This window comes from Streptomyces flavotricini, assembly GCF_020639365.1.
Taxonomy (GTDB): Bacteria; Actinomycetota; Actinomycetes; order Streptomycetales; family Streptomycetaceae; genus Streptomyces; species Streptomyces flavotricini.
The window spans coordinates 1,901,177-1,917,021 of record NZ_JAINUL010000001.1; the positions used below are offsets into that span (position 1 = coordinate 1,901,177).

A 15,845-nucleotide genomic window follows, 5' to 3' on the forward strand; every position below is an offset into this window, starting at 1 on the left:
GGACCGGTCAGAGGGTGGCTGCCAGTTCCGTACCCTGGCGGATCGCCCGCTTGGCGTCCAGTTCGGCGGCCACGTCCGCGCCGCCGATCAGGTGCGGCCGGGCGCCGGCCGCGAGCAGGGCCTCGTACAGGTCGCGGCGCGGCTCCTGGCCGGTGCAGAGCACCACCGTGTCGGCGGGGACGAGCCTCTGCTCGCCGTCGACGGTGATGTGCAGGCCCTCGTCGTCGATGCGGTCGTACGTGGCGCCCGCGACGGAGACGACACCGCGGTGCTTGAGCTCCGCGCGGTGGATCCAGCCGGTGGTGGTGCCGAGGCCCGCGCCGACCTTGGTGGTCTTGCGCTGGAGGAGGTGGACCTGGCGCGGGGGCGCGGGCCGCTCGGGGGCGGTGAGGCCGCCGGGGCCGGCGTACGCGGTGTCGACGCCCCAGTGGCGGAAGTACGTCTCGGGGTCCTGGGAGGCGCCCTCGCCGCTGTCGGTGAGGAACTCGGCGACGTCGAAGCCGATGCCGCCGGCGCCGACGACGGCCACGCGCTCGCCGACGGGGGCGCCGTCGCGCAGCACGTCGAGGTAGCTGACGACGTTGGCGCGCTCCACGCCCTCGATGTCGGGGGTGCGGGGGGTGACACCGGTGGCGACGACGACCTCGTCGTAGCCCTGGAGGGTCTCCACGTCGGCGCGGGTGTTCAGCCGGACGTCGATCGCGCGGGCGGCGAGCTGGGTGCCGAAGTAGCGGATGGTCTCCTCGAACTCCTCCTTGCCCGGGATGCGGCGGGCGATGTCGAGCTGGCCGCCGATGTGGCCGGAGGCCTCGAAGAGGGTGACGGAGTGGCCGCGTTCGGCGGCGGAGACGGCGCAGGCGAGGCCGGCCGGACCGGCGCCGACGACGGCGACGCGCTTCTTCGACCGCGTGGGCGAGAGCACGAGTTCGGTCTCGTGGCAGGCGCGCGGGTTCACCAGGCAGCTGGTGATCTTGCCGCTGAAGGTGTGGTCGAGGCAGGCCTGGTTGCAGCCGATGCAGGTGTTGATGGTCTCGGCGCGGCCGGCCGCGGCCTTGGCCACGAAGTCGGCGTCGGCGAGGAAGGGGCGGGCCAGCGAGACGAGGTCGGCGCGGCCGTCGGCGAGCAGTTCCTCGGCGATCTCGGGGGTGTTGATGCGGTTGCTGGTGACGAGGGGGACGGAGACCGCGCCCATCAGCCGCTTGGTGACCCAGGTGTAGGCCCCGCGCGGTACGGAGGTGGCGATGGTGGGGATGCGGGCCTCGTGCCAGCCGATGCCGGTGTTGATGATGGTGGCGCCGGCCGCCTCGATCTCCTTGGCGAGGCGGACGACCTCGTCGAGGGTGGAGCCGCCGGGGATCAGGTCGAGCATGGAGAGGCGGTAGATGAGGATGAAGTCCTCGCCCACGGCCGCGCGGGTGCGCCGGACGATCTCCAGCGGGAAGCGCATGCGGTTCTCGTACGCGCCGCCCCAGCGGTCGGTGCGCTTGTTGGTGGCGGCGGCGATGAACTCGTTGATCAGGTAGCCCTCGGAGCCCATGATCTCGACGCCGTCGTAGCCGGCGAGCTTGGCGAGGCGGGCGGCGCGGACGAAGTCCTCGACGGTGCGCTCGACCTCGATGTCGCTGAGCTCGTTGGGAACGAAGGGGCTGATGGGGGCCTGGAGGGCGGTGGGGGCGACCAGGTCCTTGTGGTAGGCGTAGCGGCCGAAGTGGAGGATCTGCATCGCGATCTTCCCGCCCTCGGCGTGCACGGCCTCGGTGATCACCCGGTGTTCGGCGGCCTCGTCCTCGGTGGTGAGGCGCGATCCCCCCTCGAAGGGGCGGCCGGCGTCGTTGGGGGCGATGCCGCCGGTGACGATCAGGCCGGCGCCGCCGCGGGCGCGCTCGGCGTAGAAGGCGGCGAGCCGCTCGAAGCCGCCCTGGTGCTCTTCGAGGCCGGTGTGCATCGACCCCATGATCACGCGGTTCGGCAGCGTGGTGAAGCCGAGGTCCAGGGGGCTCAGCAGATGCGGGTACCGGCTCTGGGAACTCTGCGTGCTCATTGGGGTGTGCCTCCTCGCACGGGGGTGATGGACCTGTTCTAGGCGAGGAGGGCCCGATTGTGCAACTAGGTGCATAACCAAGTGGCGGAGTTCACGCCCGCGCCTGCATGGCCGAGACCTTCCGTACGAAGACGACGGCGAAGCCGGCCGCCACGGCGAAGAGCAGGTCGGACGCCATGGCGACCAGCGCGGCGGCGCGCAGCCCTGCCGGCGCCTCGGCGGCGGCGCCCATCCGGCTGGAGACCAGCGAGGCGAGCATCGCCGCGCCGAAGGAGACGGACCAGGCGGCGACGGGAGCCGTGGAGACGGGCGCGGCGGCGCGGGGGGATTTCGGCGCACTGGCCGCCCACACGCCGGTGGCGATCCCGTACGCGAGGAAGGTGCAGCCCACGAAGGGGATGAACCAGATCCCGATCGCCCAGCCCGGGCCCCGACGGAACAGCTCGGGGGCGAAGACTCCCGCGTTCACCCGGACCCGGTGGAACCAGACGACGAACACCACGGCCGTGGGGAGCATCGCCAGCAGCGACAGGCTGGTGGCCACCGCGAACAGCCGCCCCGACGGATCCGCGTCCCGGGCGCCGTCGAGGGCCGGGTACCGGGCGGCGTCGGCGGCGAACAGGAGCAGCCGGGTCGCCGCGCACACCCCCAGCAGCACGGTCAGGGCCGAGGCCAGCGCCCGGGGCGAGCGGAGCAGCGAGCGCGCCGGGGGCGCGCCGAGCGGAGGCAGCGATCTGGTGCCGAAGGACATGACGAGGAACCCCCCATGGGCGCACGGTGGCATGAAAAGGCCCGCCGACGCGGGCGGGCAGTCAGGAACTTACGCCACCGGCACCACCCCGTCCACGTCGCCCCGTGCGCCGGCACGTACGCTCGGCCGGGTGGCAGAACACCTCACCCTGGCCGTGGACGGAATCCGGCTGGCCTAACAGGCGGCGGGCACACGGGGCGACGCCCCGCCGGTGGTATTGCTGCACGCGCTGGGCGAGCGCGCCGAGGACTGGGCCCCCGTACGGGACGCGCTCGCGCGCGATCGGCGGGTGTACGCCCTTGACCTGCGCGGGCACGGTCTGAGCGAGCGGCCGGCGCGGTACTCGCTGGAGCTGATGCGGGACGACGTCCTGGGCTTCCTCGACGCCCTGGGGCTGCACCGCGTCGACCTGGTCGGGCATTCGCTGGGCGGCGTGGTCGCGTACCTGGTCGCGGCGGAGCGGCCGCACCGGATCGGCCGCCTCGTCCTGGAGGACGCCCCCGCTCCGCTTCCCCGCGCGTCCGCCGCCCCCGTACGACCCGAGGGGGACCTGGACTTCGACTGGGCGATGGTGCTCGCCGTCAGGCCGGAGCTGGACCGCCCGGATCCGGCCTGGCTGACCGCCCTGGGACGGATCACCGCCCGCACACTCGTCATCCACGGCGGCCCCGCGAGTCACCTCGCGGCGGCCTCCTTCGACGAGATCACCACCCGCATCCCGGACGCCCGGCTGATCACCCTCCCGTACGGCCACCTGATCCACGCCGCGGCGCCCGAGGAGTTCACGCGGACGGTGACGGACTTCCTCGCGCAGGACCGGACGGCGGAACCCGGGCCCACGTAGGCCGTGCCTTGTGGATCAGGGCGAGCCCGGCATGGTCCACAAGACACGGCCCGGGCCGGGTTCCGCCGCCGCGATCGCTCAGGCCCGGCGCAGCCGGACCGTGACGATCTGGAAGGGGCGCAGGGTGAGGGCGACCGCGCCGTCCGCCGCGGGAGCGGCGACCGCCGGACCCGGCAGGGGGCGTTCCAGGAGGTCGGTTTCGCATGCCTGCGTGATGCGGAAATCCGCCGTCAGGCGGGCCGTCGCGCGGCCGCCGCGGGATTCGTAGAGGCGGACGATCACGTCGCCGCCGCGGTCCTCGGCCAGTTTGACCGCCTCGACCACGACCGCGTCGTTGTCCACGGCCAGCAGCGGGGTCACCGGGGCCGCCCCCTGGACCACCCGCTCCGGAAGGTTCAGCGCGTGGCCCTCGCGTACCGCGTCCGCGATCTCCGCCCCCGGTGCGAGGGAGAACCGCAGGGTGTGGCCGCCCTGGTCGGTCTCCGGGTCCGGATAGCGCGGGGCCCGCAGGAGGGAGAGGCGGACCGTGGTGGTCTGACCCCCGTCCGGTCGCACGTCGCGGGTCACGTCGTGGCCGTACGTGGAGTCGTTGAGGATCGCCGTCCCCCACCCCGGCTCCGCCACGTGGATCCAGCGGTGCGCGCAGATCTCGAACTTGGCCGCCTCCCAGGAGGTGTTGGTGTGGGTCGCCCGGTACACGTGTCCGAACTGGGTCTCCGAGGCGGACCGTTCGGCCTTCACGTCCAGCGGGAAGGCGGCCTTCAGGAACTTCTCCGTCTCGTGCCAGTCCACCTCCGTGACCATGTCCACCGTCTTGGCCCCCGCCCGCAGCGTGATCGACTGGACCGCCGCCGAGCGGCCGAAGGAGCGGGAGACCCGGACCGTGACCGCCTCCGGGCCGGCATCCGCCACCTCCAGCGCGTCCAGCTCGACCAGATCGGTCACGCTGTTGCGGTAGAACGCGTCGATGTCCCACGCGTCCCACATGTTGGGGAAGTCGGGGTGGATCTGGAGCAGGTTCGCGGCCTGCCCCGGGGCCAGCGCCTCCCGGCGCGCCTCCAGGTCGTACGCCGACACGATCAGCCCGCGTCCGTCGATCTCCACCAGCAGCCGCCCGTTGGCGATGACGTGCCCGCCGCCGTGCCGCTCCTCCACCGTGACCGGCTGCTGCCCGGCGGCCGCCCGAGGCACTCCCGCGCCGCCCGCCGGGATGCCCCGCCGGGCGTGCGGGGCGCAGTTGAAGACCAGCTCCTCGGTGCCCTCCCCCGCCAGGGCCGAGTGCGCGGCCGACGTGATGCCGCCCAGCTCTTCCCGGACCCGCGCGTAGGTCGCGCGCGCCTCGCGGTGCACCCAGGCGATGGACGATCCGGGGAGGATGTCGTGGAACTGGTGGAGCAGCACGGTCTTCCAGATCCGCTCCAGGTCCTCGTACGGATACGCGTACCCCGGCACCCGGACCGCGGCGCTCGCCGCCCACAGCTCGGCCTCGCGCAGCAGCGATTCGCTGCGCCGGTTGCCCTGCTTGGTCTTGGCCTGCGAGGTGTACGTGCCGCGGTGCAGTTCCAGGTACAGCTCGCCGGCCCAGACGGGCGCGTCCGCGTACTCGGCGTGCGCCTTCTCGAAGAACGCGTCGGGCCGCTCGATCTCCACGCGCGGGGAGCCTTCGAGGTCCCGCTGGCGCCGGGCCCGAGCCAGGTGCTCGCGGGTGGGGCCGCCGCCGCCGTCGCCCCAGCCGAAGGGCACCAGGGAGCGCGAACCCCGACCCTTCTCACGGTAGTTGGATGCCGCGTGCGCCAACTGCGCACCGCCGAGGTCGCTGTTGTAGGTGTCGACGGGCGGGAAGTGGGTGAAGACACGGGTGCCGTCGATGCCCTCCCACCAGAAGGTGTGGTGCGGGAACGCGTTCACCTGCGACCAGCAGATCTTCTGTGTGAGGAACCACTTCGAGCCGGACAGCTTCACGATCTGCGGCATCGCGGCGGTGTAGCCGAAGGAGTCGGGGAGCCAGACGTTGTGGGTCTCGATGCCGAACTCGTCCAGGAAGAACTTCTTCCCGTAAAGGAACTGACGGGCCATCGCCTCGCCGCCCACCATGTTGGTGTCGGACTCCACCCACATGCCGCCGACCGGCACGAACTGCCCGTCCGCGATCTTCTTCTTGATCCGCTCGAAGAGCTCGGGCCGGTGGGTCTTGATCCAGTCCAGCTGCTGCGCCTGCGACATGGCGAAGACGAAGTCGGGGTGCGCGTCCATCAGGGCGACCATGTTGGACGTGGTCCGGGAGACCTTGCGGACCGTCTCGCGCAGCGGCCACAGCCAGGCGGAGTCGATGTGGGCGTGGCCGACCGCGCTGATCCGGTGGGCGGAGGCGCGCGCGGGCGCGGCGAGCACGCCGGTCAGGCGTGCGCGGGCGGCGGCCGCCGTCCCGGGGACGTCGCCGAGGTCCACCGCGTCGAGGGCCGCGTCGATCGCGCGCAGGATCTCGTACCGCCGCGCGTCGGCCTCGTCGAGCTGCGTCATCAGGTCGTACAGAACCTCCAGGTCCTGTACGAGTTCCCAGACCTCGGTCTCGAAGACGGCGAGGTCCATCCGGGCGAGCCGGTAGAGGGGCTGGTCGCCACTGGTCTGCCGGTCCCCCTCGTAGGTCGCCGCGTGGTCGACCAGGACCGGGTTCGAGGCGGCCTCCACATACCATTCGACCTGTTCGCCGCCGGCCGCCGAGTCGGCCACGCGCACCCAGTCGTTGTACGGGTTCAGCGCCTTGACCTCGCCGCCGTCGGCCCGGTGGACGAGTCCCTCGCACTGGAAGCCGGGCATCATGCGGTCGAAGCCGAGGTCGAGGACGGCCTCGACCGTACGGCCCGCCCAGTCGGCCGGGACGCTGCCCGTGACCTTGAACCAGGTGGTGCCCCAGGCCGGGCCCCACGCCTCGCCCACCGCGCAGGGCTCGTACGGGGCGGCCAGCCCGTCGGCGACCGGCACCGGCTCGCCCGGTGCCTCCCAGCGCCCGATCTCCAGCGGGACCCGACGGGAGTGGACGGCGGGCTTGATGCGCTCCTTGAGGACCCTGCGCAGGCGGTGTTCGGTGATGCTGCGGTCGTCGTGCATGACGGCTGCTCCAAGGGAGGGAGGGTTCGTATGACGGCAGGAGGGGGTGGGCGGGGCTCAGGTCTTGACGGCTCCCTCGCCCACTCCCTTGAAGAAGAAACGCTGGAGGGCGAAGAAGAGCAGCATGATCGGCAGGAGCGCCGCCATCGCGCCGGCGGCGATGATGCGCTGGTCGTTGGTGGTGGTGGCGCCGGCCAGGGTCTTCAGGCCGAGCTGGAGGGTGTAGTGGTCGCTGTTGGTGAGGACCAGGAGCGGCCAGAGGAAATCGTCCCAGGCGCCCATGAAGCTGGTGATGCAGACGACGGCCAGGGCCCCCTTGGCGGCGGGGAGGAAGAGCCGGGTGAACCGGGTCCATTCACCGGCACCGTCGAGGACCGCCGACTCCTCCACCTCCTTGGGCACGGCGAGGAAGGCCGAGCGCATGATCATGATGTTGAGTACGGAGACCGCTCCGGGCAGCCAGACCCCGACGAGCGTGTCGACCAGGCCCATTTCCCGGACCGTCAGGAACATCGAGATCATCACGGACTCGAAGGGGAACATGAGGGTGGCCACCAGCACCGTGAAGACGGACTTGCGGCCCTTCCACCCGGCCCGGGAGAGGGCGTATCCGCCCATCGCCGAGAAGAGCATGTTCGAGGTGATCGCGAGGACGGCCACGACCAGCGTGTTGCCGACGTACTGGAGCAGCGGGAACGAGTCGGCGACGAGCACGTAGTTGTCGAGGGTGGGCCGCGCGGGCAGCACGCCGTCGTACACGTTCTCTGTGCGGCCGCGGATCGAGGTCAGGAACTGCCAGACGATCGGCCCGAGCATCACGACGAGCATCAGGACCAGCGTGGCGTACCGGACGGCGAGCCGGAGCCGCCCGCGGGGGGCGGCGGTCAACTCTCGTCCCCCTTCGACAGGCGGCGGCCCAGCAGGCTGAAGACCAGGGTCAACAGGAACAGCAGGATCGAGAGGGCGGAGGCGTAGCCGGTCTCGCCGGAGAAGCCGAGGCCGACCTGCCGGATGAGGAAGGGCAGGGTGCGGGCGCCGCCGCCGGGGCCGCCGCTCTCACCGCCCAGGATGTAGATCTCGGTGAAGACGCGCAGCGCGGAGATGGCCGACAGGGTGCCCACCAGCAGCATCATCGGCTTCACCTGGGGGACGGTGATGCTGAAGAAGCGGCGTACGGGGCCGGCGCCGTCGAGCGCTGCGGCTTCGTGGAGGGACGGGGACACGTTCCCGAGCGCGGCGAGGTAGAACACCATGTAGTAGCCGAGGCCCTTCCACACGGTCACGATCATGGCGGAGACCAGCAGCATGGTGCTGTCGGTCAGGAACGGGACCGGCTCCGAGACGATGCTCAGCTTGCGGAACACGGTGTTGACGAGCCCGTCGCTGCGCAACACCCACTGCCAGATCAGGCCGACGACCACGGCGGAGGCGATCACCGGGGTGTAGAAGGCTGAGCGGAAGAACCCGATGCCGGGGATCTCGGCCTGGACGAGCACGGCGAGTGCGAGCGGCAGCAGGACCAGGCAGGGCACGACGACCACGAGGTACAGCACGCTGTTGCCGGTGGCGGTCCAGAAGTCGGGGTCGGCGAAGGCCCGGGTGTAGTTGTCGAGGCCGACGAAGGTGCCGCCGCGCAGGATCTGGGCGTCGGTGAGGGACAGGATGACGGTGTTGACGAACGGCCAGAGGCTGAAGAGGGCCACCATCACCAGGCCGGGGGCGAGGAAGAGGTAAGGGGTCCACCACCGGCGGTGGACCAGCCCGGTCTCGGCCTCCATGGCCGCGAGGGCCTTGCGGCGGTGTCGTCCGGCGTCGGCGGTCATTTCCGCGCCGACTTGGCGAGCAGCTGGTTCGCCTCCTCCTGGGCCTTGCGTACGGCCGTCTGCGGATCCTGCTCGCCCTGGATCGCCTTCTGCATCTCGCGGACGACCGCGTCGCCGACCTGGTTGGTCCACTGGACCGGGGTGTTGGCGTCGAGTGCGGCGCTCGCCAGCTGTTCGGCGCCGACCGCCCGGGCGACCGTCTCGGCGTCCTTGCCGTCGCCCCGGTCCGCGAACCGCGGATCGGCCAGGCCCCGGGCGTTGGACGGGTAGATGGTCGCGTTCTTCGAGAACTCCACCTGGTTGGGGCCGTTGGTCACCCACTTCGCGAACTCGGTGGCCGCGTCGAGGTGCTTGGTGTCCTTCTTGATGCCGAGCGACTGGGCGTAGATGCCGATGTGGCCGAGTTTGCCGGTGACGGCGCCGGCGACCTGGGTGCCGGCGTAGATCTGCGGGGCGTTCTGCTTGATGTCCTTGACGAAGCCCGGGGAGCCGGGGCCGAAGACGAGTTTGCCGCCGCCGTACAGCTGGTTGATGTCGTCGGACTTGAGGAGGGATTCCTTGGGCATGGCGCCCTTGGCGTACAGGTCCTTCATCCGCTGGACCCACTCGACGGCCTTGGGGGTGTCGAAGACGAAACGATCCTGCGCCTCATTCAGGATCGGTACGCCCATCTTCTGCCAGTCCCCGGGCAGGCGGCCCTTGGGGTCGGCCATGAAGGCGGAGTACCGGCCGCCGGACACGGCGGCGATCTTGTCGGCGTAGTCGAAGAACTGCTCGACGCTGGTCGGCGGCTGCGCCGGGTCGAGGCCGGACTTCTCGAAGAGCTCCTTGTTGTACGTGAGGATCTCCGGGGTCACGTACCAGGGATACGCGTACACGCCGTCGCCCTTCCCCGGGAGCTTGAACTGCTCCCAGGCCCCGGGGACGTACTCCCCGGCGACCTGCGGGTCGAGCCCCGCGACGTCGGCGAGCAGGCCGCGGTCGCCGAGGAGCTGGAAGGAGTCGGTGGAGAGGTTGACCACGTCGGGGAGGGCGCCGGCCTGGGCGTCGGCGACGAGCTTCTCGTTGTAGCCGTCGCCGGGGACGTCCTCCCATCTGACCTTCGCCCCCGGGTACTTCTTCTCGAAGGCGTCGATCACGCCCTGCACGTACGCCGTGAACTTGGGCTTGAGCTGGAGGGTGCGGAAGGTGATCTCGCCGGCGACCTCGCCGGTCTTCTCGCCCTGCCGCACGTCCGCGGCGCCACCGCTCACGCCGCAGGCGGAGACCGAGAGGAACGTGCCGGCCACGAGCGTGGCGACGGCTGTGCGGGTCGCGTTCGAACGGGTCATCGTCGCCACCTTCAGGGGGAGTTCCGGCCTCACTGCCGGAGCGCGCAGCCCACGCTGACCCCAAATCCAGATCGCGTCAATGCGGCCGAAGTCGGGATGGGCGGGTACCGGTGGGTCCCGAATGGCGACAGGGGCCGTACAGGCAGAGGGAACCGCCTGAGTCAACACCGCGACAACCTGCACTAATGCGCTTTAGTTCTGACCCGTCGCAACGCGATATCGATTCCATAACAACGCCCGCCCGGCGCCGGATGTTGACTGTTTACCGGCGCTGCAACAGCCCCGCACTAATGCGCTTTACCTGACACCGGCCCAAAACCCTGTTGCGCGCGCCGCCTTCGGATGGTCGGCTCCGCCCCACACGGCGTGTAGCTCAGCAGCCAGAGCACCGGCCTGCACAGTCGGAGGGCGCAGGGGCAGAACCTGCCACGCCGGCCATGGAACCCGACGCCGACGCTCACGGCGCGCGGTGGCGTGCCGAGGGCGCCGCCCTCCTGGAGCGCGCGCCGGAGGAGGCCGTCACGGGGCGCGCCCCGGACCCCCGGCCGGCCTCCTGCGGCATGCCGTCGCGTCGATGGTCACCAGGCGCGGCCTGCCCGGTCGCGCGGCTCCGGTCGGCCGCCGATCCCCCTACTTCATCCGGTACTCGACCTTTTCGGCGAGTTTTCCGTCCTTGAAGCAGAAGCGGTAGACCGTCTCCCCCTCACTGTCCTCGGCCGACATGTACCAGGAGCAGACGCTGCCCTCGGGTTCGGCCGGGCCGCCCGCCTTCAGGGCGTTCTTGATGAAGCTGTCCCCGGAGGGCATCTTGGCGCGGACCGCGTCCTGCGGGTCGCCGACGTTCACGGACCGGTAGACACCTGGTTCGAGCATCGTCTTCCCCGCGGCGTCCACGACCTTCCCGACCCCGAAGACGAGCGCCCCGACAGCCGCGATGCCGAGCACCAACGCCACCCCGCAGCCGATGAGACAGCCCTTGTGCTGCGCCACGTCCGTTCCTCCGTACCTTGCCGAACCCCGCCGATCTCACTGACACCCAGACCTTCGCAAGCCGGCCGTACCGCGCGCTGTCCTCCAAAGTCTTCGGCGCCCGCAACGATCGTCGCCGTTCGAGGTCGGCCCCCCTCATCCGTGTATACAAGAGGCGAAGCAAGGACGATACGGATGAAACGAGAGGATTCCACCATGAGTGAGACCATCGAGCCTCTGATCGTCGTCGGCGTGGACGGTTCGAACCACTCGAAGGAAGCCCTGCGCTGGGCCGTGGCCCAGGCCAAGGCCATCGGCGGCCGGGTGCACGCCGTCATGAGCTGGGAGTGGAACACCAATCCGTTCGCCGTGGGCACCGGCACCCCCGACGAGCTGGTGGACGCGGAGGAGACGGCCCGCCGGCGCCTCGCGGACACCGTGGCCTCCGCCGTCGGCACCTCCCCCGGCGTACCCGTCTTCCGCCGGGTCGAACAGGGCTCACCGGCCCAGGTGCTCGTGGACGCCTCCAAGGAGGCGGACCTGACGGTCGTCGGCACCCGGGGCTACGGCGGCTTCAAGGGCGTCCTGCTCGGCTCGGTGAGCCAGCAGGTGGTGCAGTACGCGGCGAGCACGGTGGTGGTGGTCCGCGAGGGCGAGGACGAGGACTAGGCCGAGGACCGGGGCCCGTTGCGCAGTGGACCGCCTGTCGGACCCGCCTGGGATGCTCCGGGCATGGAGATGACAGTGCAGCTGACGATCGACTGCTCCGATCCGCAGAGAATGGTGGCCTTCTGGGCCGAGGCCCTGGGCTACGTGCCCGAGCCTCCGCCGGGCGGGCACGCCACGTGGCGTGCCCACTGGGCGGCGGTGGGGGTGCCCGAGGCGGAGTTGCCGGCCGGGGCCGGGGACGTTCCGGAGTCGATCATCGATCCCGCGGGACGCGGACCGCGGGTGTGGTTCCAGCAGGTCCCGGAGCCGAAGGCCGTCAAGAACCGGTGGCACTTCGACCTCAAGGTCGGTGGGGGCCGTGACGTCCCGCCGGACGTCCGCGCACAACGGGTCAAGGCCACGGTGGAACGGCTGGTCGAAGCCGGGGCCACCGTGCTGCGGATCAAGGACGAGCCGGACACGGGGTTCTACGCCGCGGCCCTGCAGGACCCCGAGGGCAACGAATTCGACGTCGTCTGAGGGCCGTTGCGGCGGTGCCGGTCACAGCCGCTCGTTCACGGCCGCGACCGGTTCCGCCGCCTCGGGGCGGACGGAGCCCCGGGAGGGGCGGGTTCAAGCCGCCGGCTCGGCCGTCAGGTCCGCGGGATCGGTGTTCGCGCCGCACAGGACGACGGCCACGCGCTCACCCAAAGGCTCCCGGGCGGTCCGGACGGCCGCCAGGGCCGTGGCCGCGCCCGCCTCCACCACGATCCGGTGCTCCTCCCACAGCGCGCGCCGGGCCGCCGTGATCGCCGGGTCCGGGACCAGGACGGACCGTACGTTCTCCTCCTGCGCGGCGGCCAGAGCGGCCGCCGAGACCCGGGTGGCGCCCAGCGAGTCGGCGGCGACCGAGTCCACGGCCACGTCGACCACCCGGCCCGCCTCCAGGGCCGCGTTCAGGGCCCGGCAGTTCTCCGGCTCCGCCGCGATGACCCGTACGCCGTGCTCGCGCGCCGCGGCCGCGACCCCGGCGAACAGCCCGCCGCCGCCCACCGCGACGACCACGGTGTCCAGCCCCGGCAGCCCGGCCCGGATCTCGTCCAGCAACGTACCGGCGCCCGCCGCGATGAGCGGGTGGTCGTAGGCGTGGCTGCTCAGGGCACCGCTCCGCGCCGCGAACTCCTCGCACGCGGCCAGCGCTTCGGCGTACCGGTCGCCCACGAGCCGCACGTCGGCCCCGTACCCCCGCAGCCTCTCCACCTTCACCCGCGGCGCGTTGGCGGGCAGGAACACCGTGGCGCGCACGGACTGCGCGCGGGCCGCCCAGGCGCAGGCGAGGCCCGCGTTGCCGCCGGAGGCGATGGTGACGCCCGCCTCCGGCAGGGTCCCGGCGTCGCGGTGGGCGGCCAGGAAGTTGCGGGCGCCGCGGGCCTTGAAGGACCCGGTGTGCTGGAGGTACTCCAGCGCGTACCAGAGGCCCCCGGCGGCGGGCACGACGGCGACGGGGCGGACCGAACCGGCCGTCCGGTCGGCGGCGGCGCGCACGGCGGCGTAGTCGAGCTGCTGTTCCACGATGGAGCTCCCTTCAGGCGGTGGCAGGCCGGTTGGCCTCGATCAGCTGGCGCAGCGCGCCGTGGTACACCTCGTGGTCGGTCAGGGCGGGCAGTACGTCGGCCAGCCCGCCCGCGAGCACGGGGAACCGCTCGGGGTCCAGCGCGGCCAGGGCCGCCCGCGAGGCGGCGGTGGCTCCGGCCGGATCCCGGTGGTCGACGAAGGCGGCGCTGCCGAGGGTGAGCAGGTACATGCGGCGGTACGCCGTCATCGCCTCGGCCGCGGTCATCCCGGCGGCCACGCTGTCGGCGAGCGCGGGCTCGACCAGCCGGGCCAGCAGCTGGCGGCCGAGCCAGGGGCGGCCACCGCGGAGCACCAGCAGCCCGGGGTGCGCGACGAGCAGCCGGTACAGGGCGGTGAACCGCAGTTCGGTGGCCTCGGCCCAGCCGGTCCCGGCAGGAACCTCGGGCAGCTGCCCGGCGAGGTGCTCGGTGCAGAGGTCGAGGAGCCCGGCGAGGTCGGTGCAGCGGCGCTGGACGGTGGCGTGGGAGACCTCGAGCCGTTCGGCGAGGGCGCGGAAGCTCAGGGCGTGCGGCCCCTCCTCGTCGATGAGGCGCAGGGCGGCGACGGCGATCGCCTCGGGTGTCGCACGGTCCAGGGCCTCTGATCTCCTCGGCATGAGATACACCGTATCAGCCATCGGCACATACGGCGTATCGACCCCTGGACTCCCCGATCGTGTGACGTCGACTACGGCCATATTGCTGGTCATTGAGCCATAACCATCGACTTATGTTGACAGAGGGTAGTCGCACCGCTGCACTGAGCGCACTGCAGCCCCACGGGTACGCCCCCCACCTCAAGGAGTCTCCGTGCCGCCTCGCCTGCGTGCGTCGCTCCCCTGTCTGACCGCGGCCGCCCTGCTCGCCTTCTGCCTCGCCCCCGCCCCCGCCGCGGCCGAGCCCTACGCCACCTCCGACGCCCCGCTCGCGCTCACCCCGCCCATGGGCTGGAACAACTGGGCGCACTACATGTGCGACATCGACGAGGCCAAGGTGGTCGCGAACGCCGACGCACTCGTCTCCAGCGGCCTCGCCGCCAAGGGCTACGACACGGTGACGGTCGACGACTGCTGGATGACCAAGAGCCGGGACGCGGACGGCAGCCTGGTCGTCGACACGCAGAAGTTCCCGCGCGGCATGGCCTGGCTCGGCGAGTACCTGCACGCCAAGGGCCTGAAGTTCGGCATCTACGAGGACGCCGGCTCCCTCACCTGCGAGCGCTACCCCGGCAGCGGCTCCCCCGACGGCGGCGGCCCGGACCACTACGCCCAGGACGCCCGGCAGTTCGCGTCGTGGAAGGTCGACTACGTCAAGATGGACGGCTGCAACCTGTGGGTGCCGCCCGGGAAGACGAAGGAACAGGCGTACCGCGACGCGTACAACGCGGTCGCCGACGCCCTGCGGACGAGCGGCCGGGCCATGGTGCTCTCGGCCTCCGCCCCCGCCTACTTCCAGCAGGGCGAGTGGGGAGGCTCCGACTGGCACAAGGTCATCGGCTGGGTCGGGGAGACCGGCCAGCTGTGGCGCGAGGGCAAGGACATCAAGGTCTACAACGCCGCAGCGCCCGCGACCTCCCGGTGGAGCTCGGTGCTCGGCAACTACGGCTACAACCGCTGGCTCGGCCGGTACGCGGGCCCCGGCAACTGGAACGATCCCGACTTCCTGATCGCGGGCGCCCCCGGGCTCACCGAGGCCGAGAGCCGCAGCCAGGTGGGCCTGTGGGCGATGATGGCGGCCCCGTTCATCCTGTCCTCCGACGTCTCCGAGCTCACCCCGGCGGGGCTGGCCGCCCTCGGCAACCGCGACCTGATCGCCCTGGACCAGGACCCGATGGGCCGCCAGGGCGCCGTCCTCTCCGCCAACGCCACCTTCGAGGTGCTGGCCCGGCCGCTGGCGAACGGGGACCGCGCCGTCGCCGTGCTCAACCGTTCCGGCAGCGCGCGGGACATCTCCGTACCGCTCACCGACGTCGGCCTGTACTCCTGCACGGTCGACGCCAAGGACCTGTGGAGCGGCAAGAGCACCGAGGTCTCGACCTCCCTGACCGGGAGGGTGGCCGCGCACGACACGGCGGTCTTCCGGCTCACCCCGCACGAGGGCTGCGGCGAGGCCCGGCCGACCGGGCAGATCACCGGGAACGGCGCCCAGTGCGTGGACGGGGTCAACACCACCGGGGTGGGCGCGCTGGTCCTTGCGCCGTGCACCGCGGCCGGCGACCAGCGCTGGGTGCTCGGGCCGGAGTCGAGCGTGCGCCTGACCGGCAAGTGCCTGTCGGCGGGCGAGGGCGGCGTGGTGGAACTGGCCGCCTGCGCGTCCGGTGAGCCGGGCCGGCGCTGGACGCACCGCCGGGACGGGGCGCTGGTCGAGTCCGTGAGCGGGCTGTGCCTGACGGCACCCGCCGCGGCCGCCACCCCTGACGCCCCGGCCGAGCGGCTGCGCCTGACCGACTGCGGCGACCACCGCGTCGACCAGGCCTGGTCCCTGCCCGTCTGATACCCGGATCGGTGACTCATCGGATGACGAACTTCCCTCCCCGGCGCCGACCGCGCGCGCGGCTGCGCCGCCATGTCGCCCTCGCCGCACTGGTGGCCCTGCTCGGCGCCGGCTCCCCCGCACTGGCCGGCCCGGCCGACGTGGCAGGCGTACGAGGTCCCGCTCCGGCGGCCGTACGCAGCGACGCGCGGGGGGCCGCCGCGGCGCGGCCGGGCGCTCCGGGC

The 15,845-nt window shown here is 71.9% G+C and carries 13 protein-coding genes, 1 tRNA gene and 1 pseudogene; 6 read left to right on the forward strand and 9 right to left on the reverse strand.

What is annotated here, in order from left to right:
- Nucleotides 1-7 precede the first annotated feature (7 nt).
- Together K7B10_RS08735 and K7B10_RS08740 are read right to left on the reverse strand one after the other, a co-directional pair.
- Complete coding sequence (locus tag K7B10_RS08735) at nucleotides 8-2,041, reverse strand: NADPH-dependent 2,4-dienoyl-CoA reductase (RefSeq protein WP_229335441.1); 2,034 nt, start codon at nucleotides 2,039-2,041, stop codon at nucleotides 8-10.
- A gap of 91 nt (nucleotides 2,042-2,132) precedes the next feature.
- Entirely contained in the window at nucleotides 2,133-2,792 is a 660-nt protein-coding gene (locus tag K7B10_RS08740) for a DUF4328 domain-containing protein (protein ID WP_229335442.1), read from the reverse strand.
- 211 nt (nucleotides 2,793-3,003) lie between these two features.
- Here K7B10_RS08740 and K7B10_RS08745 point away from each other — a divergent pair, with 211 nt between their 5' ends.
- On the forward strand, nucleotides 3,004-3,636 hold the full coding sequence (locus K7B10_RS08745) for an alpha/beta fold hydrolase (protein WP_229335443.1): 633 nt from the start codon (nucleotides 3,004-3,006) through the stop codon (nucleotides 3,634-3,636).
- Nucleotides 3,637-3,714: 78 nt separating this feature from the next.
- Here the strand turns inward: K7B10_RS08745 and K7B10_RS08750 are convergent, their stop codons facing one another.
- From K7B10_RS08750 to K7B10_RS08765, 4 genes are read right to left on the reverse strand one after another with little or no spacing between them, the layout of a single operon-like run.
- The gene (locus tag K7B10_RS08750; protein ID WP_229335444.1) at nucleotides 3,715-6,744 is read right to left on the reverse strand and encodes an alpha-mannosidase; all 3,030 of its coding nucleotides are present in this window, start codon (nucleotides 6,742-6,744) and stop codon (nucleotides 3,715-3,717) included.
- 57 nt (nucleotides 6,745-6,801) lie between these two features.
- Nucleotides 6,802-7,572 carry a carbohydrate ABC transporter permease gene (locus tag K7B10_RS08755; RefSeq protein WP_372481543.1) on the reverse strand — a complete coding sequence of 257 codons (771 nt, stop codon included), beginning with the start codon at nucleotides 7,570-7,572 and terminating at the stop codon, nucleotides 6,802-6,804.
- Nucleotides 7,573-7,628: 56 nt separating this feature from the next.
- Nucleotides 7,629-8,567 (reverse strand): carbohydrate ABC transporter permease, encoded by a 939-nt coding sequence (locus tag K7B10_RS08760; RefSeq protein WP_372481387.1) that lies wholly within the window; start codon nucleotides 8,565-8,567, stop codon nucleotides 7,629-7,631.
- Nucleotides 8,564-9,898 (reverse strand): ABC transporter substrate-binding protein, encoded by a 1,335-nt coding sequence (locus K7B10_RS08765; RefSeq protein WP_229335447.1) that lies wholly within the window; start codon nucleotides 9,896-9,898, stop codon nucleotides 8,564-8,566. The genes K7B10_RS08760 and K7B10_RS08765 overlap by 4 nt, the downstream gene beginning before the upstream one ends.
- A 362-nt stretch (nucleotides 9,899-10,260) precedes the next feature.
- On the opposite strand from K7B10_RS08765, the gene K7B10_RS08770 reads away from it, so the two are divergent.
- A tRNA-Cys gene (locus tag K7B10_RS08770) sits at nucleotides 10,261-10,336 on the forward strand.
- A 192-nt stretch (nucleotides 10,337-10,528) separates the two neighbouring features.
- On the opposite strand, the gene K7B10_RS08775 is transcribed toward K7B10_RS08770, so the two are convergent.
- On the reverse strand, nucleotides 10,529-10,888 hold the full coding sequence (locus tag K7B10_RS08775; RefSeq protein WP_229335448.1) for a hypothetical protein: 360 nt from the start codon (nucleotides 10,886-10,888) through the stop codon (nucleotides 10,529-10,531).
- Between the two features lie 195 nt (nucleotides 10,889-11,083).
- Here K7B10_RS08775 and K7B10_RS08780 point away from each other — a divergent pair, with 195 nt between their 5' ends.
- Both K7B10_RS08780 and K7B10_RS08785 read left to right on the forward strand, forming a co-directional pair.
- A complete protein-coding gene (locus K7B10_RS08780; protein WP_229335449.1) occupies nucleotides 11,084-11,536 on the forward strand; it encodes a universal stress protein in 453 nt (150 codons plus the stop codon).
- 63 nt (nucleotides 11,537-11,599) lie between these two features.
- Complete coding sequence (locus tag K7B10_RS08785) at nucleotides 11,600-12,055, forward strand: VOC family protein (protein WP_229335450.1); 456 nt, start codon at nucleotides 11,600-11,602, stop codon at nucleotides 12,053-12,055.
- Between the two features lie 93 nt (nucleotides 12,056-12,148).
- On the opposite strand, the gene K7B10_RS08790 is transcribed toward K7B10_RS08785, so the two are convergent.
- Together K7B10_RS08790 and K7B10_RS08795 are read right to left on the reverse strand one after the other, a co-directional pair.
- The gene (locus K7B10_RS08790; RefSeq protein ID WP_229335451.1) at nucleotides 12,149-13,087 is read right to left on the reverse strand and encodes a serine/threonine dehydratase; all 939 of its coding nucleotides are present in this window, start codon (nucleotides 13,085-13,087) and stop codon (nucleotides 12,149-12,151) included.
- 13 nt (nucleotides 13,088-13,100) lie between these two features.
- On the reverse strand, nucleotides 13,101-13,745 hold the full coding sequence (locus K7B10_RS08795; protein ID WP_229335452.1) for a TetR/AcrR family transcriptional regulator: 645 nt from the start codon (nucleotides 13,743-13,745) through the stop codon (nucleotides 13,101-13,103).
- Nucleotides 13,746-13,938: 193 nt separating this feature from the next.
- Between K7B10_RS08795 and K7B10_RS08800 the strand changes: the two genes are divergently transcribed.
- Nucleotides 13,939-15,621 carry a ricin-type beta-trefoil lectin domain protein gene (locus tag K7B10_RS08800; RefSeq protein ID WP_229335453.1) on the forward strand — a complete coding sequence of 561 codons (1,683 nt, stop codon included), beginning with the start codon at nucleotides 13,939-13,941 and terminating at the stop codon, nucleotides 15,619-15,621.
- 23 nt (nucleotides 15,622-15,644) lie between these two features.
- A pseudogene (locus tag K7B10_RS08805) lies at nucleotides 15,645-15,845 on the forward strand (glycoside hydrolase domain-containing protein); the annotation flags it as partial.

Excerpts from the sequence above, each read along its gene's own strand:
- K7B10_RS08765 (WP_229335447.1), bottom strand. The coding sequence starts at position 9,898 with ATGACCCGTTCGAACGCGACCCGCACAGCCGTCGCCACGCTCGTGGCC.
- K7B10_RS08785 (WP_229335450.1), top strand. The coding sequence starts at position 11,600 with ATGGAGATGACAGTGCAGCTGACGATCGACTGCTCCGATCCGCAGAGA.
- K7B10_RS08760 (WP_372481387.1), bottom strand. The coding sequence starts at position 8,567 with ATGACCGCCGACGCCGGACGACACCGCCGCAAGGCCCTCGCGGCCATG.
- K7B10_RS08740 (WP_229335442.1), bottom strand. The coding sequence starts at position 2,792 with ATGTCCTTCGGCACCAGATCGCTGCCTCCGCTCGGCGCGCCCCCGGCG.
- K7B10_RS08750 (WP_229335444.1), bottom strand. The coding sequence starts at position 6,744 with ATGCACGACGACCGCAGCATCACCGAACACCGCCTGCGCAGGGTCCTC.
- K7B10_RS08735 (WP_229335441.1), bottom strand. The coding sequence starts at position 2,041 with ATGAGCACGCAGAGTTCCCAGAGCCGGTACCCGCATCTGCTGAGCCCC.
- K7B10_RS08755 (WP_372481543.1), bottom strand. The coding sequence starts at position 7,572 with ATGCTCGTCGTGATGCTCGGGCCGATCGTCTGGCAGTTCCTGACCTCG.
- K7B10_RS08780 (WP_229335449.1), top strand. The coding sequence starts at position 11,084 with ATGAGTGAGACCATCGAGCCTCTGATCGTCGTCGGCGTGGACGGTTCG.
- K7B10_RS08795 (WP_229335452.1), bottom strand. The coding sequence starts at position 13,745 with ATGCCGAGGAGATCAGAGGCCCTGGACCGTGCGACACCCGAGGCGATC.